Origin of the sequence: Algibacter sp. AS12, assembly GCF_046736315.1 — a bacterium.
Lineage (GTDB): Bacteria > Bacteroidota > Bacteroidia > Flavobacteriales > Flavobacteriaceae > Algibacter_B > Algibacter_B amylolyticus.
In genome coordinates this window covers 529487-553294 of record NZ_CP151841.1, presented here as the reverse complement: position 1 = coordinate 553294, position 23808 = coordinate 529487, and the positions used below count along the sequence as shown (strand labels likewise).

Below are 23808 nucleotides of genomic sequence, written 5' to 3'. Positions count from 1 at the left end.
GCCTGCCTGCCGGCAGGCAAGAAGGCGGGAATTTATAAAACTAAAAGCCTTCATGTATATTATACTTGAAGGCTTTTTTAATACTTAAAAAATACGTTATTATGGCAGAAGAAAAGGATAAGCCAAAACAAGGACAGATTAATATTGAGCTAGATGAAAAAGTTGCCGAAGGTACTTATTCTAACCTTGCTATTATAAACCATTCAGTATCAGAATTTGTAGTGGATTTTGTAAATATTATGCCGGGTGTTCCTAAAAACAAGGTTAAATCTAGAATTATATTAACACCGCAACATGCTAAACGTTTATTGAAGGCATTAGGTGAAAATGTTACAAGATTTGAAAATGCCCATGGTGAAATCAAAGATTATGAGCAACCACCAATGCCACTGAATTTCGGACCAACGGGTCAGGCATAATTAAGGATAGTAGAAGATAATAGCTTTTCTTAAAAGTGGTGCTCAAAATGTTTTGTTTGAGCAACCACCAATGCCGCTGAATTTCGGACCAACAGGTCAAGCATAATCAAGGATAGTAGAGGATAATAGTTTTTCTTAAAAAGTGGTGCTCTAAATGTTTTTTTTGAGCAACCACCAATGCCGCTGAATTTCGGACCAACAGGTCAAGCATAATCGAGGATAGTAAAAGACAACTGTCTTTCTAAAAAGTGGTTCTCAAATTGTTTTGTTTGAGCAACCACCAATGCCGTTAAATTTCGGACCAACAGGTCAGGCATATTTTTTAATTATTAGAGAACACAATTTTATTTCTTGTGTTTAAAAGGAAATTAATATCTATTGCTAAAAAAAGCAGGACGTATAAATTTATACGTCCTGCTTTTTTTATTTAATTTTAATATGATTTATAAACGAATTTGAAATTTTGTTTATTTATATAAATTATTTATATAAAATAATTTATCAATAAGTTTGTCTTATAGTTGTTTAAAAACCGACCTTTATAAATATGCTTTTAATCGAGTTAAATTAAATTTTCATGTACTTGTTTAGGGTGGTTTAGGAAACGGCCTTAAATCGTTTTAATTTAAGTATTTTTCTGTTTCACTCCCATTTTTGTGCCAAAGATATATACTTAATAGGTTGCTTTTTCTCTTAACCGAAATTTTAAAGCACCTGAAGGACATTTTTTTATTTGTTTAATTATTTTTTCGGTTTCTGTGTTTTCTAAATTTACCCAAGGGATTATGCTATCGCTAAATACATCCGAAAGTTCTTTGGAGCAAGTTCCAGATAGTTCACATTTTCTTGGGTCGTAAGTTACCGTTACTTCCTTGTTTTTAAATGTTTTATATTCAATATTCATACTGTATCAATTTGGGATTGACTGTTATACGCCGGCTTATAATTGTTATATAGCCCTTTAATTATAAGGTTTCAATTTTTAATTTAGCCTAAAATTTTGGCTATTATTACTCAAATTCTGAAGTGAAATGCAGTTTTATATTTGGATATTTTTGCTGCGTCATTTGTAATGAAAATGCAGAATCTGCTAAGAATACTAATTGGTTTTGCTTGTCTTTTGCTAAAAAACGTTGTTTTACTCGTACAAATTCCTTGTATTCTGCACTTTTTGAATTTTTAGGATCTACCCAACATGCTTTATGTACATTTAAGTTTTCGTAGGTACATTTAGCACCATATTCGTGTTCTAGTCTATATTGAATTACCTCATATTGTAAAGCTCCAACGGTTCCAATTACTTTTCTACCGTTTAGCTCTAATGTAAATAATTGAGCTACACCTTCATCCATTAATTGGTCTATACCTTTAAATAATTGTTTAGATTTTAAAGGATCGGCATTATTAATATATCTAAAATGCTCTGGAGAAAAGCTAGGTACACCTTTGTAATTTAATACTTCGCCTTCTGTTAATGTATCACCTATTTTAAATGTCCCCGTATCTTGTAGACCTACAATATCGCCGGGATACGAGATGTCTACTATTTCCTTTTTCTCAGCAAAAAAAGCATTTGGACTTGAAAATTTTACTTTTTTGTTATGACGGACATGCAAGTATGGTGTGTTTCTTTTAAACTCGCCAGATACAATTTTTATAAATGCTAACCTGTTTCGGTGGTTAGGATCCATATTGGCATGAATCTTAAATACAAACCCACTAAATTTATTTTCGTCTGGTTTTACTAAGCGTTCTTCACTTTGTTTTGGCCTTGGTTTTGGTGCAATTTCAACAAAACAATCCAATAGTTCTCTAACTCCAAAATTGTTTAAAGCAGAGCCGAAAAATACGGGTTGTTGTTGCCCGTTTAAGTAATCTTCTTTATTAAATGAAGGATAAATACCTTCTACTAATTCAATTTCTTCCCTTAAAGTATCAGCGGCTTCTTGTCCTACTAATTTATCTAATTCTGGCGAAGATAAATCTGAAATCTCAACTGTTTCTTCAATATCTTTTCTGCTATCACCACTAAAAAGATTAACGTTTTTCTCCCATAGATTATAGATACCTTTAAAGTCGTAGCCCATACCAATAGGGAAACTAAGCGGTGTTACCTTTAATCCTAGTTTTTGCTCAACCTCGTCTAATAAATCAAAAGCATCTTTTCCCTCTCTATCCATTTTATTTATGAAAACAATCATGGGGATGTTACGCATACGGCAAACTTCAACCAGTTTTTCAGTTTGTTCCTCAACACCTTTTGCAACGTCAATAACTACAATAACGCTGTCTACGGCGGTTAGTGTTCTAAAAGTATCCTCAGCAAAATCCTTATGCCCTGGTGTATCAAGAATATTAATTTTAATGCCATTGTATTCAAAAGCTAATACAGAAGTGGCTACCGATATTCCACGCTGGCGTTCTATTTCCATAAAATCACTCGTGGCACCTTTTTTTATTTTATTACTCTTTACTGCTCCAGCTTCTTGAATTGCGCCGCCAAACAGCAATAGTTTTTCCGTTAAGGTAGTTTTACCGGCATCGGGATGGGAAATAATTCCAAAGGTTCGTCTGCGTTGTATTTCTTTTAAAAAAGACATAAAATTAAATTTTGGCAAATATACTTTTTATAAAGGATTTTTGTGACTTTCGTTTATGATTTTGTGTCTTCACTATGTATTGGTTATTGGATTTAAATTAAATCAAAGTTTGAGTAGTAATTGCGTGCTTTAATTTCACTGATAATTGATAAATAATCATTCAAAATGACGCACTTTTGTGCTAAATGTGTTTTAATATTCGTCAAATAAGTATTTTCAAAAAAATATATTAACTTTGTCTCAAGAAATAAATTGTTTTCAAAATTATTGAATAGCCCCTCATATTTATGAAAAAAACTACTTTCAAACTACTTTGCTTAAATAAAAAGGAACTTAATTTTTCGAAAAACTATAATGTTTTTTTGGATTTTTATCATATTGGTTCCTCATATCTATTTGCTGGATTTAAAATATTTAATTTTCCCTTTTTTCCTATGAAAAACTTTACTCAATTGACTTCCAATCTATCCTTCCTTAAAATAACTTTTTTAGTTTTAGGGTTTAGTTTATTTAGTGTTAATGGTCTTAACGCACAAATCAAACCAACTTTCGACTTGTCTCAAGGGCCAACGCTATTGGCTAATGGAGCAGGAGCAGAACAGGTTGGGGCTAAATATATTTATCAAAATATAGAGGTTTCTGCAGATGGAGTATTTATTGACGCTATTGTAACTATTGTGAATAAGGTTAATACGCAGGAAGCAACAGCTAATTCATTTACTGTAGATTCTGCTTTAGGTGAAGATGATAGATTTGAGCCAACGGTAAATACGGCTGCTGGTGATGGTTACGTGGAGTGGCAAATTGAATTTGTATTAGATGGTTCTGTAACTGACGCTAATGACCAAGGAATAAGGGCACGACTTGATACTTTTTCTCTTGAAGCTATTGATGTTGACGGTTTTGAGTATTTAGAGGTTATTGTAACAGATTCATATACTATAGAAGGTGGTGCTTCTCCAGCTACAGAATTAGTGGTGTCGCAAAATGGTGCTTGGACAAGGTTTCAAAGTGATGTTGATTTTGCTGCTGGAATAGATGCTGCAAATACAGAATATGTTGTTAGGGTGGATTATACTAATATTAGTGTAGTAAAATTTAGAAATGGTAGCTCTAATGATAGTAATGATAGGCAGAATTCTATTAGCTTTTTAGGAGAGGTGACTTTTAATACAGAAAACACCGTAGATGTTAATGATCCTCCGGTGGTTATAAACAATTTAGGGAATGTAATAGGTTCAAATTCAACATTTTCTAAAAATGTTCTTCCAGGGTCAAGCGATCCAGATGGTAATTTGGATGTTTCAACGGTGAGATTATGGGATCCTAGTAACCCTGCCAATCAAGGCTCTGTAGGGGCTCCTTTAGTAATTTCTGGTGTTGGTACTTATACGGTAGACAATACAGGAAATGTTATTTTCTTGCCAGAGCAAGATTATATAGGTGATGCTTCTATTTTATTTTCTGTTGAAGATGATTTAGGAGTTAGTTCGGATCAAGGAAGTCTTCAAATTACAGTAGTTGATGAGTGTGATGCTAATGCTTCAGGAAATCCTGATACTGATAATGATGGAATATCTGATACTTGTGATTTAGATAATGATAATGACGGTATTCTTGATGCAAATGAGTGTACTAGCACAGCTAATGTTACTTTTAATTATAATGAAGCATTGTCTTCTGCGGGTACTTTGGTTTTTACTGCAACTGTTGGCGGGGATGTTGAAACAATAACTGTAACTACGGCTACAAATCCATTATATTTTTATGGTTCAACAGGTACTACAGAAGCAAGTGGTATAACTATTACTGCGGGTGCATCCCCTGTAATAGAAGCTTTAGATGGTGACGGGGGAACAAATCCTGGTGAGTTTGGAGTATTAGAAAGTGCCATAACTTTTACCTCTACAATTGCGATAGATAGAATACAATTGCCAACACTTGATGATTATGATAGAGATAATAATGGTACAAGTCCAACAGATGCCATAGCATTTACAATACCAGGAACTTGGCAGGTGGATTCTGGTGATATGGCGTCATATGATTTAACAACAGGCGCCTTAATAACTAATAATCAAGCTGGAAATGCTGCTAATAATATCTCTGTAGGAGGTAGTTCTAATCAAGAGTTTGTTGCTCGTGGTGGTGTTGGTTCATCTTTAGTAAGGGGGACTGCAGGTGGAGAAACTAATTCGGCAAGTGCTACTTTTATTGCAGATTCTCCTTTCGTTGAGGCAACCCTATTGTTTGAAGATTTGGCTGAAAATGGAGCAAGAGAAAATATTATTAATACATTAACATCTTTAATTATAGAGACCTCTGTATTAATTTGTCCAGATACTGACGGTGATGGACTTACTGATAATTTAGATGTTGATAGTGACAACGATGGTTGTCCTGATGCTATTGAAGGGGGTGGAACTTTTACTGCAGCGAATTTGGTAAATCCAGGATCAGATGATAGTTTAAATAGTGCTGTTGGATCTAATGGAGTACCTACAATTTCAGGTAGTCCACAAGGCAGTACGGTTGCTGTAAAAACCGCTACTCGTGTAATTATTGATGCTACGGCATTAATGGATCAGTCAGTTAATGCTGGATCAGGTACGTTTTTTACTATTACTCCAGCGAGTGCAGATAATACAACTACTTTTACTGGTCCGGTATCTAATAGGGTTCCAGATTATGGTTCAGGTACAAATTCTACAAGTGGTATAAATTACGAATGGCATATAGGAACGCCAAATCCTGATGGTTCTACTGCAATTGCTGCATCGAATACTAATTATTCAGGAGAAAATACAAACACATTAAGTATTGTTGATGTTACTGGTTTAGATGGTACTCAGTATTGTTTACTAATTACACATGACGATAATGAATGTATTAGTGAGGTTAATTGTGCTACTCTAACTTTAAATCAGCCACCAGTAGCCGATGATGAAACAATTGCGAATGCAACAATAAATACCGCAGTTCCAGTAGATGCTTTAGATGGTGATAATGATCCGGATGGTGATAACACAAGTTTAGTAATCACAGAAGTTGCAGGATCTCCAATCAGTGTTGGTAACCCAGTAACCTTATCAGATGGCAGTGTTGTGACGTTATTACCAGATGGTACATTAAGTGTAACACCACCGGCAGATAGTACCGAACCAATTACTTTCGTATATACGGTAGCCGATGAAGATAGCTTAACCGATGAAGGACAAGTCGATATTACTTTCGATCAATTACCACCAGTAGCCGATGATGAAACAATTGCTAATGCAACAATAAATACCGCAGTTCCAGTAGATGCCTTAGATGGTGATAATGACCCAGATGGCGACAATGCAAATTTAACAATCACGGAAGTAGATGGTACACTAATCAGTGAAGGTAACCCAGTAACCTTATCAGATGGTAGTGTTGTTACTTTATTACCAGATGGTACATTAAGTGTAACACCAGTAACCGATAGTACCGAACCAATTAGTTTTGTATATACAGTAGAAGATGAAGACGGACTAGAGGATGAAGGACAAGTCGATATTACTTTCGATCAATTACCACCAGTAGCCGATGATGAAACAATTGCTAATGCAACAATAAATACCGCAGTTCCAGTAGATGCCTTAGATGGTGATAATGACCCAGATGGCGACAATGCAAATTTAACAATCACGGAAGTAGATGGTACACTAATCAGTGAAGGTAACCCAGTAACCTTATCAGATGGTAGTGTTGTTACTTTATTACCAGATGGTACATTAAGTGTAACACCAGTAACCGATAGTACCGAACCAATTAGTTTTGTATATACAGTAGAAGATGAAGACGGACTAGAGGATGAAGGACAAGTCGATATTACTTTCGATCAATTACCACCAGTAGCCGATGATGAAACAATTGCTAATGCAACAATAAATACCGCAGTTCCAGTAGATGCCTTAGATGGTGATAATGACCCAGATGGCGACAATGCAAATTTAACAATCACGGAAGTAGATGGTACACTAATCAGTGAAGGTAACCCAGTAACCTTATCAGATGGTAGTGTTGTTACTTTATTACCAGATGGTACATTAAGTGTAACACCAGTAACCGATAGTACCGAACCAATTAGTTTTGTATATACAGTAGAAGATGAAGACGGACTAGAGGATGAAGGACAAGTCGATATTACTTTCGATCAATTACCACCAGTAGCCGATGATGAAACAATTGCTAATGCAACAATAAATACCGCAGTTCCAGTAGATGCCTTAGATGGTGATAATGACCCAGATGGTGATAACACAAATTTAGTAATCACCGAAGTTGCAGGATCTCCAATCAGTGTTGGTAACCCAGTAACATTAGCAGATGGCAGTGTTGTGACGTTATTACCAGATGGTACTTTAAGTGTAACACCACCGGCAGATAGTACCGAACCCATTACTTTCGTATATACGGTAGCCGATGAAGATGGCTTAACTGATGAAGGGCAAGTAGATATTACTTTCGATCAATTAGCACCAGTAGCTGATGATGAAACAATTGCGAATGCAACAATAAATACCGCAGTTCCAGTAGATGCCTTAGATGGTGATAATGATCCGGATGGTGATAACACAAATTTAGTAATCACTGAAGTTGCAGGATCTCCAATCAGTGTTGGTAACCCAGTAACATTAGCAGATGGCAGTGTTGTGACGTTATTACCAGATGGTACTTTAAGTGTAACACCACCGGCAGATAGTACCGAACCCATTACTTTCGTATATACGGTAGCCGATGAAGATGGCTTAACCGATGAAGGGCAAGTAGATATTACTTTCGATCAATTAGCACCAGTGGCCGATGATGAAACAATTGCGAATGCAACAATAAATACCGCAGTTCCAGTAGATGCCTTAGATGGTGATAATGACCCAGATGGTGATAACACAAATTTAGTAATCACCGAAGTTGCAGGATCTCCAATCAGTGTTGGTAACCCAGTAACATTAGCAGATGGCAGTGTTGTGACGTTATTACCAGATGGTACTTTAAGTGTAACACCACCGGCAGATAGTACCGAACCCATTACTTTCGTATATACGGTAGCCGATGAAGATGGCTTAACTGATGAAGGGCAAGTAGATATTACTTTCGATCAATTAGCACCAGTAGCTGATGATGAAACAATTGCGAATGCAACAATAAATACCGCAGTTCCAGTAGATGCCTTAGATGGTGATAATGATCCGGATGGTGATAACACAAATTTAGTAATCACTGAAGTTGCAGGATCTCCAATCAGTGTTGGTAACCCAGTAACATTAGCAGATGGCAGTGTTGTGACGTTATTACCAGATGGTACTTTAAGTGTAACACCACCGGCAGATAGTACCGAACCCATTACTTTCGTATATACGGTAGCCGATGAAGATGGCTTAACCGATGAAGGGCAAGTAGATATTACTTTCGATCAATTAGCACCAGTGGCCGATGATGAAACAATTGCGAATGCAACAATAAATACCGCAGTTCCAGTAGATGCTTTAGATGGTGATAATGATCCGGATGGTGATAACACAAATTTAGTAATCACCGAAGTTGCAGGATCTCCAATCAGTGTTGGTAACCCAGTAACATTAGCAGATGGCAGTGTTGTGACGTTATTACCAGATGGTACTTTAAGTGTAACACCACCGGCAGATAGTACCGAACCCATTACTTTCGTATATACGGTAGCCGATGAAGATGGCTTAACCGATGAAGGGCAAGTAGATATTACTTTCGATCAATTAGCACCAGTGGCCGATGATGAAACAATTGCGAATGCAACCATCAATACCGCAGTTCCAGTAGATGCCTTAGATGGTGATAATGATCCGGATGGTGATAACACAAATTTAGTAATCACCGAAGTTGCAGGATCTCCAATCAGTGTTGGTAACCCAGTAACATTAGCAGATGGCAGTGTTGTGACGTTATTACCAGATGGTACTTTAAGTGTAACACCACCGGCAGATAGTACCGAACCCATTACTTTCGTATATACGGTAGCCGATGAAGATGGCTTAACCGATGAAGGGCAAGTAGATATTACTTTCGATCAATTAGCACCAGTGGCCGATGATGAAACAATTGCGAATGCAACAATAAATACCGCAGTTCCAGTAGATGCTTTAGATGGTGATAATGATCCGGATGGTGATAACACAAATTTAGTAATCACCGAAGTTGCAGGATCTCCAATCAGTGTTGGTAACCCAGTAACATTAGCAGATGGCAGTGTTGTGACGTTATTACCAGATGGTACTTTAAGTGTAACACCACCGGCAGATAGTACCGAACCCATTACTTTCGTATATACGGTAGCCGATGAAGATGGCTTAACTGATGAAGGGCAAGTAGATATTACTTTCGAACAATTACCACCAGTAGCTGATGATGAAACAATTGCGAATGCAACCATCAATACCGCAGTTCCAGTAGATGCCTTAGATGGTGATAATGATCCGGATGGTGATAACACAAATTTAGTAATCACTGAAGTTGCAGGATCTCCAATCAGTGTTGGTAACCCAGTAACATTAGCAGATGGCAGTGTTGTGACGTTATTACCAGATGGTACTTTAAGTGTAACACCACCGGCAGATAGTACCGAACCCATTACTTTCGTATATACGGTAGCCGATGAAGATGGCTTAACCGATGAAGGGCAAGTAGATATTACTTTCGATCAATTAGCACCAGTGGCCGATGATGAAACAATTGCGAATGCAACCATCAATACCGCAGTTCCAGTAGATGCCTTAGATGGTGATAATGATCCGGATGGTGATAACACAAATTTAGTAATCACCGAAGTTGCAGGATCTCCAATCAGTGTTGGTAACCCAGTAACATTAGCAGATGGCAGTGTTGTGACGTTATTACCAGATGGTACTTTAAGTGTAACACCACCGGCAGATAGTACCGAACCCATTACTTTCGTATATACGGTAGCCGATGAAGATGGCTTAACCGATGAAGGGCAAGTAGATATTACTTTCGAACAATTACCACCAGTAGCTGATGATGAAACAATTGCGAATGCAACCATCAATACCGCAGTTCCAGTAGACGCTTTAGATGGTGATAATGATCCGGATGGTGATAACACAAATTTAGTAATCACCGAAGTTGCAGGATCTCCAATCAGTGTTGGTAACCCAGTAACATTAGCAGATGGCAGTGTTGTGACGTTATTACCAGATGGTACATTAAGTGTAACACCAGTAACCGATAGTACCGAACCAATTAGTTTTGTATATACAATAGAAGATGAAGATGGACTAGAGGATGAAGGACAAGTCGATATTACTTTTGGTCAATTACCACCAGTAGCTGATGATGAAACAGTTGCTAATGCAACCATCAACACAGCAGTTCCAGTAGACGCTTTAGATGGTGATAATGATCCGGATGGTGATAACACAAATTTAGTAATCACGGAAGTTGATGGTACACCAATCAGTGATGGTAACCCAGTAACCTTATCAGATGGCAGTGTTGTGACGTTATTACCAGATGGTACATTAAGTGTAACACCAGTAACCGATAGTACCGAACCAATTAGTTTTGTATATACAATAGAAGATGAAGATGGACTAGAGGATGAAGGACAAGTCGATATTACTTTTGGTCAATTACCACCAGTAGCTGATGATGAAACAGTTGCTAATGCAACCATCAACACAGCAGTTCCAGTAGACGCTTTAGATGGTGATAATGATCCGGATGGTGATAACACAAATTTAGTAATCACCGAAGTTGCAGGATCTCCAATCAGTGTTGGTAACCCAGTAACATTAGCAGATGGCAGTGTTGTGACGTTATTACCAGATGGTACTTTAAGTGTAACACCACCGGCAGATAGTACCGAACCCATTACTTTCGTATATACGGTAGCCGATGAAGATGGCTTAACCGATGAAGGGCAAGTAGATATTACTTTCGAACAATTACCACCAGTAGCTGATGATGAAACAATTGCGAATGCAACAATAAATACCGCAGTTCCAGTAGATGCTTTAGATGGTGATAATGATCCAGATGGTGATAACACAAATTTAGTAATCACGGAAGTTGATGGTACACCAATCAGTGATGGTAACCCAGTAACCTTATCAGATGGTAGTGTTGTGACGTTATTACCAGATGGTACATTAAGTGTAACACCAGTAACCGATAGTACCGAACCAATTAGTTTTGTATATACAATAGAAGATGAAGATGGACTAGAGGATGAAGGACAAGTCGATATTACTTTTGGTCAATTACCACCAGTAGCTGATGATGAAACAGTTGCTAATGCAACCATCAACACAGCAGTTCCAGTAGACGCTTTAGATGGTGATAATGATCCAGATGGTGATAACACAAATTTAGTAATCACGGAAGTTGATGGTACACCAATCAGTGATGGTAACCCAGTAACCTTATCAGATGGCAGTGTTGTGACGTTATTACCAGATGGTACATTAAGTGTAACACCAGTAACCGATAGTACCGAACCAATTAGTTTTGTATATACAATAGAAGATGAAGATGGACTAGAGGATGAAGGACAAGTCGATATTACTTTTGGTCAATTACCACCAGTAGCTGATGATGAAACAGTTGCTAATGCAACCATCAACACAGCAGTTCCAGTAGACGCTTTAGATGGTGATAATGATCCAGATGGTGATAACACAAATTTAGTAATCACGGAAGTTGATGGTACACCAATCAGTGATGGTAACCCAGTAACCTTATCAGATGGCAGTGTTGTGACGTTATTACCAGATGGTACATTAAGTGTAACACCAGTAACCGATAGTACCGAACCAATTAGTTTTGTATATACAATAGAAGATGAAGATGGACTAGAGGATGAAGGACAAGTCGATATTACTTTTGGTCAATTACCACCAGTAGCTGATGATGAAACAGTTGCTAATGCAACCATCAACACAGCAGTTCCAGTAGACGCTTTAGATGGTGATAATGATCCAGATGGTGATAACACAAATTTAGTAATCACGGAAGTTGATGGTACACCAATCAGTGATGGTAACCCAGTAACCTTATCAGATGGCAGTGTCGTTACTTTATTACCAGATGGTACATTAAGTGTAACACCAGTAACCGATAGTACCGAACCAATTAGTTTTGTATATACAATAGAAGATGAAGATGGACTAGAGGATGAAGGACAAGTCGATATTACTTTTGGTCAATTACCACCAGTAGCTGATGATGAAACAGTTGCTAATGCAACCATCAACACAGCAGTTCCAGTAGACGCTTTAGATGGTGATAATGATCCAGATGGTGATAACACAAATTTAGTAATCACGGAAGTTGATGGTACACCAATCAGTGATGGTAACCCAGTAACCTTATCAGATGGTAGTGTCGTTACTTTATTACCAGATGGTACATTAAGTGTAACACCAGTAACCGATAGTACCGAACCAATTAGTTTTGTATATACAATAGAAGATGAAGATGGACTAGAGGATGAAGGACAAGTCGATATTACTTTTGGTCAATTACCACCAGTAGCTGATGATGAAACAGTTGCTAATGCAACCATCAACACAGCAGTTCCAGTAGACGCTTTAGATGGTGATAATGATCCAGATGGTGATAACACAAATTTAGTAATCACGGAAGTTGATGGTACACCAATCAGTGATGGTAACCCAGTAACCTTATCAGATGGTAGTGTCGTTACTTTATTACCAGATGGTACATTAAGTGTAACACCAGTAACCGATAGTACCGAACCAATTAGTTTTGTATATACAATAGAAGATGAAGATGGACTAGAGGATGAAGGACAAGTCGATATTACTTTTGGTCAATTACCTCCAGTAGCTGATGATGAAACTGTCGTGGAAGCAGTAGTAAATACTTCTATTCCTGTAGATGTCTTAAATGGTGATAATGATCCAGATGGTGATAACACAAATTTAATAATCACAGAAGTGGATGGTGCACCAATCAGTGATGGTAATCCAGTAACCTTAGCAGATGGTAGCGTAGTGAGTTTATTACCAGATGGCACATTAAATGTGACTCCGCCATCAGATAGCATTCAACCAATTAGTTTTGTATATACTGTAGAAGATGAAGATGGACTAGAGGATGAAGGTCAAGTTGATATTACTTTTTCTCCATGCCCTTTTCCAATGGATACAGATAATGATGGCTTAACGGATTGTGAAGAAACAACAGGAATTGATGATCCAAGTACACCACTTGATCCGGCAGGAACAACAAGTAATCCAAATGATGCATGTGATCCAATCGCAAGTAGCTCATTAACAGATACAGATGGCGATGGTCTTACAGATTGTGAAGAAACAACAGGATTAGATAATCCAAACACACCATTAGATCCAGCGGGAGTAACAAGTGATCCAAACGATGCATGTGATCCAATTTCAAGTAATTGTTTTCCAGTTGCTAATAGTGATGGAGGAACCACAGATCCAGGTGAAGATATTATTATAGATTTAACAAATAATGATACAGATCCAAATGGAACGATAGATATTACATCTATAGATTTAGACCCTAGTACTCCAGGACAACAGTCTACTTTTACTGTGGTAGGAGAAGGAGTGTTTACAGATAATGGTGATGGTACAGTTACTTTTAGTCCAGAGACAGGCTATGTAGATGGAATAACTGTAATTGATTATGTAATAAATGATGATGAAGGTAATCCATCAAATATTGCAACAATCACAGTTGTAGTACCAAAATGTACATCAACTGTTGATAGCGATGGAGATGGCTTAACGGACTGTGAAGAGAATACGGGAGTTGATGATCCAAGTACACCATTAGATCCTTTAGGAACAACAAGTAATCCAAATGATGCATGTGATCCAATCGCAAGTAGTTCATTAACAGATACAGATGGCGACGGTCTTACAGATTGTGAAGAAACAACAGGATTAGATAATCCAAACACACCTGAAGATCCAGCAGGTGTAACAAGTGATCCAAACGATGCTTGTAGTCCAATCGGAATCAATACAGTTGATACAGATAATGATGGCTTAACAGACTGTGAGGAAACAACAGGAGTTGATGATCCAAGTACACCGTTAGATCCAGCAGGAACAACAAGTAATCCAAATGATGCATGTGATCCAATCGCAAGTAGTTCATTAACGGATACAGATGGTGATGGACTTACAGATTGTGAAGAAACAACAGGATTAGATAATCCAAACACACCATTAGATCCAGCAGGAGTAACAAGTGATCCAAACGATGCTTGTAGCCCAATCGGAATCAATACAGTTGATACAGATAATGATGGCTTAACGGATTGTGAAGAAACAACAGGAATTGATGATCCAAGCACACCATTAGATCCAGCGGGAGTAACAAGTGATCCAAACGATGCTTGTAGCCCAATCGGAATCAATACAGTTGATACAGATAATGACGGCTTAACAGATTGTGAAGAAGCAACAGGAATTGATGATCCAAGCACACCATTAGATCCAGCGGGAGTAACAAGTGATCCAAACGATGCTTGTAGCCCAATCGGAATCAACACAGTTGATACAGATAATGATGGCTTAACAGATTGTGAGGAAACAACAGGAATTGATGATCCAAGCACACCGTTAAATCCAGCGGGAACAACAAGTAATCCAAATGATGCATGTGATCCAATCGCAAGTAGCTCATTAACGGATACAGATGGTGATGGACTTACAGATTGTGAAGAAACAACAGGATTAGATAATCCAAACACACCATTAGATCCAGCGGGAGTAACAAGTAATCCAAATGATGCATGTGATCCAATCGCAAGTAGTTCATTAACAGATACAGATGGCGACGGTCTTACAGATTGTGAAGAAACAACAGGATTAGATAATCCAAACACACCTGAAGATCCAGCAGGTGTAACAAGTGATCCAAACGATGCTTGTAGTCCAATCGGAATCAATACAGTTGATACAGATAATGACGGCTTAACGGACTGTGAAGAAACAACAGGAATTGATGATCCAATTACACCACTTGATCCAGCAGGTGTAACAAGTGATCCAAACGATGCTTGTAGTCCAATCGGAATCAATACAGTTGATACAGATAATGACGGCTTAACGGACTGTGAAGAAACAACAGGAATTGATGATCCAATTACACCACTTGATCCAGCAGGTGTAACAAGTGATCCAAACGATGCTTGTAGTCCAATCGGAATCAATACAGTTGATACAGATAATGACGGCTTAACGGACTGTGAAGAAACAACAGGAATTGATGATCCAAGTACACCACTTGATCCGGCAGGGGTAACAAGTGATCCAAACGATGCTTGTAGTCCAATCGGAATCAATACAGTTGATACAGATAATGATGGCTTAACGGACTGTGAAGAAACAACAGGAATTGATGATCCAAGTACACCACTTGATCCGGCAGGGGTAACAAGTGATCCAAACGATGCTTGTAGTCCAATCGGAATCAATACAGTTGATACAGATAATGACGGCTTAACGGACTGTGAAGAAACAACAGGAATTGATGATCCAAGTACACCACTTGATCCGGCAGGGGTAACAAGTGATCCAAACGATGCTTGTAGTCCAATCGGAATCAATACAGTTGATACAGATAATGATGGCTTAACAGATTGTGAAGAAACAACAGGAATTGATGATCCAAGCACACCACTTGATCCAGCAGGAACAACAAGTGATCCAAACGATTCTTGTAGTCCAATCGGAATCAACACAGTTGATACAGATAATGATGGCTTAACAGACTGTGAAGAAACAACAGGAATTGATGATCCAAGCACACCACTTGATCCTTTAGGAACAACAAGTGATCCAAATGATGCATGTGATCCAATCGCAAGTAGTTCATTAACGGATACAGATGGTGATGGACTTACAGATTGTGAAGAAACAACAGGATTAGATAATCCAAACACACCAGAAGATCCAGCGGGAGTAACAAGTGATCCAAACGATGCTTGTAGTCCAATCGGAATCAACACAGTTGATACAGATAATGATGGCTTAACAGATTGTGAAGAAACAACAGGAATTGATGATCCAAGTACACCGTTAGATCCAGCAGGAACAACAAGTAATCCAAACGATGCATGTGATCCAATTTCAAGTAATTGTTTTCCAGTTGCTAATAATGATGGAGGAACCACAGATCCAGGTGAAGATATTATTATAGATTTAACAAATAATGATACAGATCCAAATGGAACGATAGATATTACATCTATAGATTTAGACCCTAGTACTCCAGGACAACAGTCTACTTTTACTGTGGTAGGAGAAGGAGTGTTTACAGATAATGGTGATGGTACAGTTACTTTTAGTCCAGAGACAGGCTATGTAGATGGAATAACTGTAATTGATTATGTAATAAATGATGATGAAGGTAATCCATCAAATATTGCAACAATCACAGTTGTAGTACCAAAATGTACATCAACTGTTGATAGTGATGGAGATGGTTTAACGGACTGTGAAGAGAATACGGGAGTTGATGATCCAAGTACACCGTTAGATCCAGCAGGAACAACAAGTAATCCAAATGATGCATGTGATCCAATCGCAAGTAGTTCATTAACGGATACAGATGGTGATGGACTTACAGATTGTGAAGAAACAACAGGATTAGATAATCCAAACACACCAGAAGATCCAGCGGGAGTAACAAGTGATCCAAACGATGCTTGTAGTCCAATCGGAATCAACACAGTTGATACAGATAATGATGGCTTAACAGATTGTGAAGAAACAACAGGAATTGATGATCCAAGTACACCGTTAGGACCAGCAGGAACAACAAGTAATCCAAATGATGCATGTGATCCAATCGCAAGTAGCCCATTAACGGATACAGATGGTGATGGACTTACAGATTGTGAAGAAACAACAGGATTAGATAATCCAAACACACCAGAAGATCCAGCAGGTGTAACAAGTGATCCAAACGATGCTTGTAGTCCAATCGGAATCAATACAGTTGATACAGATAATGATGGCTTAACAGACTGTGAGGAAACAACAGGAGTTGATGATCCAAGTACACCGTTAGATCCAGCAGGAACAACAAGTAATCCAAATGATGCATGTGATCCAATCGCAAGTAGTTCATTAACGGATACAGATGGTGATGGACTTACAGATTGTGAAGAAATAACAGGATTAGATAATCCAAACACAACATTAGATCCAGCAGGTGTAACAAGTGATCCAAACGATGCTTGTAGTCCAATCGGAATTAATACAGTTGATACAGATAATGATGGCTTAACAGACTGTGAAGAAACAACAGGATTAGATAATCCAAACACACTATTAGATCCTGCGGGAGTAACAAGTGATCCAAACGATGCTTGTAGCCCAATCGGAATCAATACAGTTGATACAGATAATGATGGCTTAACAGACTGTGAAGAAACAACAGGAATTGATGATCCAAGTACACCACTTGATCCTTTAGGAACAACAACAGATCCAAATGATGCATGTGATCCAATCGCAAGTAGTTCATTAACGGATACAGATGGTGATGGACTTACAGATTGTGAAGAAACAACAGGATTAGATAATCCAAACACACCTGAAGATCCAGCGGGTGTGACAAGTGATCCAAACGATGCTTGCACGCCATTTATAGAAGCAGGAGGTTGTACGCCAATTGCAAATGATGATTCTGTTACAATTGAAGCAGATGTGGATACAATAATTAATGTAACAAACAATGATACAGATCCAAATGGTACAATCGATGTTACAACAATCGATTTAGATCCTTCAACTCCAGGTAAACAAACAACGTTTACAGTGCCAGGAGAGGGGACTTATACAGCAAATCCTGATGGAACGGTAACTTTCGATCCAGAACCAACATTTGCAGGTACAGGTACGCCAGTAGAGTATACAGTGGAGGATAACGATGGAAACATTTCAACTGTAGCTACTATTACAGTAACGGTAACAGCGTGTCCAAATTCAACGGATACAGATAATGATGGCTTAACCGATTGTGAGGAAACAACAGGAATCGATGATCCAAGTACACCACTTGATCCAGCGGGAACAACAAGTAATCCAAATGATGCATGTGATCCAATCGCAATTAGCCCATTAACGGATACAGATGGTGATGGACTTACAGATTGTGAAGAAACAACAGGATTAGATAATCCAAATACACCATTAGATCCAGCAGGAACAATTAGCGATCCAAACAACACATGTGATCCAATCGCAAGTAGTTCGTTAACGGATACAGATAGCGATGGTTTAACAGATTGTGAGGAAACAACAGGATTAGATAATCCTAACACACCTCTAGATCCAGCAGGAACGATAAGTGATCCAAATGATGCTTGTGCACCATTTACAAATGCAGGAGGTTGTACGCCAATTGCAAATGATGATACGGTATCAACAGAACCAGATACAGATGCGGTTATTAATGTAACAAATAATGATAGCGATCCAAATGGTACGATTGATGTAACGACAATAGATTTAGATCCAGCAACTCCAGGACAACAAACTACGTTTACCGTACCAGGAGAAGGAACTTATACAGCAAATCCAGATGGAACCGTAACCTTCGATCCAGAACCAACATTTACAGGTGTAGCAACACCGGTAGACTATACGGTAGAGGATAACGATGGTAACATCTCAACAGTAGCTGCAATAACAGTAACTGTTACAGAATGTCCAAATGGAACAGATAGTGATGGCGATGGTCTTACAGATTGTGAGGAAACAACAGGAATTGATGACCCAAGTACACCACTTGATCCAGCAGGAACAACAAGTGATCCAAATGATCCATGTGATCCGATCGCAACTAGTCCATTAACGGATACAGATGGCGATGGTTTAACAGATTGTGAGGAAACAACAGGATTAGATAATCCTAATACACCATTAGATCCAGGAGGAACAATAAGTAATCCAAACGATGCTTGTACGCCATTTACTGATGCAGGAGGTTGTACACCAATAGCAATAGATGATGAAGCGATTACAAGTACAGATACTGATGTTATAATTGATCTGACAGATAATGATTCAGATCCAAACGGAACTATCGATGACACAACAGTAGATTTAGATCCTGCAACACCAGGACAACAATCTACGATTACTGTGCCAGGAGAAGGAATTTATACAGATAATGGAGATGGTACAATAACCTTTGATCCAGAAGCAGGCTTTACAGGCTCATCAACAATCACTTACACAGTAAATGATGAAGATGGTAACCCAACAAATGAAGCTACAGTAACTGTAACAGTTCAGGATAATCCAATTGCTCAAGATGATGTTAAAGAAGACAATGCCTCAGGAACTGCAGTTACACTAAATGTAATAGCAGATAATGGAAAAGGAGAAGACAGTGACTCAGATGGACTAATAGATCCATCAACAGTTACGATAACCACACCAGGAGCTACAGATAGCGATAGTGATGGCGATAATGATACCTTAGTAGTATCAGGCGAAGGAACTTGGACCCTTGATGAGGCAGGAAACTTAACGTTTACACCAGAGTCAGGCTTTACAGGAAACCCTATGGCTATTACTTATACTGTAGAGGATAACGAAGGGAATGAGTCAAATGAAGCAACAGTAACTGTTACTTACATAATGGTTAGTGACATTGCACCAATAGCAGAGGATGATGAGGATTTAGCAAACACACCAAGGTCTACAGTTATTATCAATGTAACTGAAGATAACGGCAATGGAGCAGATTCAGATGAAGATGGTTCAGTAAGTGTAACTACGGTAACTATTACAACACCAGGAGCTACAGATACAACAAGCGATGGTGATAATGATACCTTAGTAGTAGCTAATGAAGGAACATGGACATTAGACGAAGGAGGAAACTTAACGTTTGTTCCAGAAGCTGGCTTTACAGGTAATCCTACACCAATAAGTTATACTATTGAGGATAACGATGGTAACGTTTCTAATGAAGCAACCGTAACAATTGGCTATTCATTATGTCCAAATGGAACGGATAGTGATGGCGATGGTTTAACAGACTGTGAGGAAACTACGGGAATCGATGATCCAAGCACACCACTAAATCCTGAAGGGAAAACGAGTGATCCAAATGACACTTGCGATCCAATTACAACGGGTTGTTTAGCTTTAGTTGAAGTAACAAAAACGGCTAACGTTTTAAATAGTTCATTAGGAGGAGAGATTATATATACTATTGTAGTTCAAAATACAGGGGATATATTATTAACTGATATAACGTTAGTAGATACCTTCCTTAATTTTAGAGGGGAAACAATTTCTTTAACTGAAGAGCCAAGATTTGATAGTGCAGATCAAGGAAGTGATGAAGGTACGTTACGTTCCGGTGAGTCTGCTACCTATACAGCTAGTTTTATTATCGATCAAGATGCGATAGATTCTGGAGGAGTTAAAAACAGTGTATTTGTTTCTGCTTCAACAAAATCGTCGGGTATTGTAACTGATGATAGTGATGATGGTAATGATTCAGATGGAAACTCAGAAGATGATTCAACAGATACAGAATTAGATTGTTTAACTGTATTTAATGAGTTTTCACCTAATGGTGATGGAGAAGGAGATACTTTAGTTATTAAGTGTATTGATAATTATCCAGATAATAAATTAGAAGTATATAACCGTTGGGGTAATATAGTGTATGAGAAGAAAGGCTATAGTAGTAGCGATGCATGGGATGGAACATCTGGAGGAAGAGCTACAGTTAATTCTTCTGAACAATTACCAGTAGGAACATATTACTATGTATTAGATAAGGGAGACGGAAGTAAACCTTTAGCAGGATGGTTATATATAAACAGATAATTTAAGTAAACGACTAAAAAAAGATTAAAAATGATACAAAAATCATCATTAATAAAATGTTTAATTTTAGTAGTGTTTACTGCACTATTAAGTTTAGATATACAAGCACAGCAAGACCCTCAGTTTACGCATTATATGTATAACACCATGAGCGTAAACCCTGCTTATGCAGGACAAAGAAGAGTGTTAAGTGCTACAGCTTTATACAGAACGCAATGGGTAGGTCTAGATGGAGCTCCAAAAACCGTAACTTTTGGAATTCATTCTCCATTAAGAAACGAAAAATTAGGAATAGGTTTAAACATAGTTAGCGACCAAATTGGACCTGCAGAGGAAACTAGTATAGATGCTAATTTATCGTATTCGTTTCCTGTAAATGATAAGGATTTAAAGTTTTCATTCGGTGTAAAAGGTGGTATTCATATCCTTGATACCGATTGGAGCAAAGGTCGTTATCAAGATACAGATCCTTTATTTCAGGAAAATGTTAACCTTATATCTCCAACAATAGGAGCAGGATTATATTTGCATTCAGAAAAAGGGTATTTAGGGTTATCGGTTCCAAATATTATAAGTACAGAACATTACGATGATTTCGAAGAGTCTGTAGCAACAGAACGTTTACACTATTTTTTAATTGGTGGATATGTATTTGATGTTAGTGATAATACTAAGTTAAAACCAGCCTTTTTAGTTAAGGGTGTTTCAGGAGCACCAATTATTGCAGATCTATCAGTAAATGCCTTATTTAACGAAAAATTTACTTTAGGATTAGCTTATAGATGGGATGATGCCGTTAGTGGTTTAATAGGTTTTCAAGTTAGCCCAGAAATATTTTTAGGATATTCTTACGATGCAACAACTACCGGATTAAATAATTATAATAGTGGGTCGCACGAAATTATGCTAAGATTTGAATTACAAGAAATAGCTAAAATTTTATCACCAAGATTCTTCTAAAAAAAACTACAGACATGAAAAAACAGATATACATACTTTCTATATTAGGTGCTTTGGTTTTTAATTGTGCTTTTGCACAAAAAGTAAAATCTTCAAGAAAGGCTATAAAAAAATATGAGAATCTAGCTTATGTAGATTCTCGAAATCAACTTTTAAAATTAGCTAATCAGGATGATGTTTCGCCAGATGTTATTGAAAAACTAGCTAATTCATTTTATTTTAATAATGAAATGAAAGATGCTGTAGTTTGGTATGATAAGTTAATGGCGTTTAATTTACCAACGGAACCTGAAAATTATTATAGATACGCCCAAGCACTTAGGGCTGTTGAAAGGTATGACGATTCAGATAGAGTATTAAAGAGTTTTGCAGCCATTCGATCTGAAGATTCAAGAGTTTTAGAGTTTTTGAAAAAGCCCGAATATGTAAAAGCGATCAATGAAATTTCAGATGATTACGAATTAGTTAATTTAGACATAAATACGGCATATTCAGATTTTGGAACGTCAACTTATAATGGTCACTTAGTTTTTGCTTCTTCAAGAGATCAAGATGAGAATATTTATAAATGGAATAATCAGCCGTTTTTAGATTTATTCGAATTAAATGATAACGGTAGTGTTTCAGAAGTAAATGGCGATGTAAATACAAAGTACCACGAATCTTCTACTTCATTCACAAAAGATGGTAAAACAGCTTACTTTACGCGAAATAACTTCCACAGAGGAAAGTTTAAAAAGAATGATAACGACATTCATGGACTAAAAATTTATAAGGCAACTTTGGTTGATAGTGTATGGACAAACATTGTGTCTATGCCATTTAATGATGATCAATATAACGTGGCGCATCCTGCGCTTAGTCCAGACGAGAAGCAATTATATTTTGCGTCAGATATGTTTGGAACTCAAGGTGCTTCAGATATTTTTGTTGTCGATATTAATGAAGATGGTAGTTACGGAGTGCCTAGAAACTTAGGTCCTAAAATTAATACGGAAGGAAGAGAGAATTTTCCTTTTGTTAGCGAAAACGGAACGCTTTATTTTTCTTCTGATGGACATCTTGGTTTAGGAGGTTTAGATGTTTTTAAAATTGCTGCCAATAACATTAATGATGATTCTTCGATGATTCAGAATATGGGAGAACCAATTAATAGTCCTAAAGACGATTTCGGATTTATTATAAATGATGAAACTAACAAAGGTTATATTTCATCAAATAGAGAAGGAGGTAAGGGAGATGATGATATTTACAGTTTTGAAAGACCATCTTGTGCTAGAGATGTTACTGGAACCGTAGTTAATAAAAGAACGCAAATGATAATTCCTGATGCGGATGTTTTTGTTTACGATTCTAATAGAAACTTGCTTCAAACGTTTAAAAGTGATGCGTCGGGTAACTTTAGTTTTAACTTAGACTGTAAGGAAAGAACCTATTTAATTGAGGCTAAAAAAGATAAGTTTAAAGAAGATTTTATTGATTTTACTGTCAAACTAGGACAAACGGCAGAGTTAGAGTTAGAATTAAAATTAGACCCAGCAGCAGCAACAATAGGTACAGATTTAGCTTTGTTATTAGGTTTAAATCCTATTTATTTCGATTACGACAAATCATACATTCGTCCAGATGCAGAAATAGAATTAGCTAAAGTTATAAATTACATGAAGGAGTACCCTAATGTGAAAATTGATGTACGTTCGCATACCGATTCTAGAGGTAAAGATGCTTACAACTGGGCGTTATCAAATAGAAGAAACAAATCGACAAGAGCTTATATTATTGAAAAAGGTGGCATATCTTCAAGTAGACTAACAGGTCAAGGATATGGTGAAACACGTTTAGTGAATCACTGTAACAACAGTGTTAAATGTTCTAAACAAGAACATCAAGATAATAGACGTAGTGAGTTTATTGTAGTTTCAAATTAAACACAGTTAAAAGCTAATA

At 37.4% G+C, this 23808-nt stretch carries 6 protein-coding genes; 4 read left to right on the top strand and 2 right to left on the bottom strand.

Features of this window, described 5'->3' with window-relative positions; all coding sequences use genetic code 11:
• Positions 1–101 precede the first annotated feature (101 nt).
• The gene (locus AAFN75_RS02285; RefSeq protein ID WP_144116609.1) at positions 102–419 is read left to right on the top strand and encodes a DUF3467 domain-containing protein; all 318 of its coding nucleotides are present in this window, start codon (positions 102–104) and stop codon (positions 417–419) included.
• Between the two features lie 673 nt (positions 420–1092).
• On the opposite strand, the gene AAFN75_RS02280 is transcribed toward AAFN75_RS02285, so the two are convergent.
• Both AAFN75_RS02280 and AAFN75_RS02275 read right to left on the bottom strand, forming a co-directional pair.
• Entirely contained in the window at positions 1093–1323 is a 231-nt protein-coding gene (locus tag AAFN75_RS02280) for a (4Fe-4S)-binding protein (RefSeq protein WP_144116608.1), read from the bottom strand.
• A gap of 106 nt (positions 1324–1429) precedes the next feature.
• Positions 1430–3019: a peptide chain release factor 3 gene (locus AAFN75_RS02275; protein WP_411808055.1), complete on the bottom strand. Its 1590-nt coding sequence runs from the start codon at positions 3017–3019 to the stop codon at positions 1430–1432.
• A gap of 434 nt (positions 3020–3453) precedes the next feature.
• Here AAFN75_RS02275 and AAFN75_RS02270 point away from each other — a divergent pair, with 434 nt between their 5' ends.
• From AAFN75_RS02270 to AAFN75_RS02260, 3 genes are read left to right on the top strand one after another with little or no spacing between them, the layout of a single operon-like run.
• Positions 3454–20901 carry an Ig-like domain-containing protein gene (locus AAFN75_RS02270; RefSeq protein ID WP_411808054.1) on the top strand — a complete coding sequence of 5816 codons (17448 nt, stop codon included), beginning with the start codon at positions 3454–3456 and terminating at the stop codon, positions 20899–20901.
• A gap of 30 nt (positions 20902–20931) precedes the next feature.
• Complete coding sequence (locus tag AAFN75_RS02265) at positions 20932–21861, top strand: type IX secretion system membrane protein PorP/SprF (protein ID WP_411808053.1); 930 nt, start codon at positions 20932–20934, stop codon at positions 21859–21861.
• A 14-nt stretch (positions 21862–21875) separates the two neighbouring features.
• Positions 21876–23789 carry an OmpA family protein gene (locus AAFN75_RS02260; protein ID WP_411808052.1) on the top strand — a complete coding sequence of 638 codons (1914 nt, stop codon included), beginning with the start codon at positions 21876–21878 and terminating at the stop codon, positions 23787–23789.
• Positions 23790–23808 lie beyond the last annotated feature (19 nt).

What these genes read in the sequence shown, in the direction of transcription:
- AAFN75_RS02285 (WP_144116609.1), top strand. Translation starts at nt 102, where the DNA reads ATGGCAGAAGAAAAGGATAAGCCAAAACAAGGACAGATTAATATTGAG.
- AAFN75_RS02280 (WP_144116608.1), bottom strand. Translation starts at nt 1,323, where the DNA reads ATGAATATTGAATATAAAACATTTAAAAACAAGGAAGTAACGGTAACT.
- AAFN75_RS02275 (WP_411808055.1), bottom strand. Translation starts at nt 3,019, where the DNA reads ATGTCTTTTTTAAAAGAAATACAACGCAGACGAACCTTTGGAATTATT.
- AAFN75_RS02270 (WP_411808054.1), top strand. Translation starts at nt 3,454, where the DNA reads ATGAAAAACTTTACTCAATTGACTTCCAATCTATCCTTCCTTAAAATA.
- AAFN75_RS02265 (WP_411808053.1), top strand. Translation starts at nt 20,932, where the DNA reads ATGATACAAAAATCATCATTAATAAAATGTTTAATTTTAGTAGTGTTT.
- AAFN75_RS02260 (WP_411808052.1), top strand. Translation starts at nt 21,876, where the DNA reads ATGAAAAAACAGATATACATACTTTCTATATTAGGTGCTTTGGTTTTT.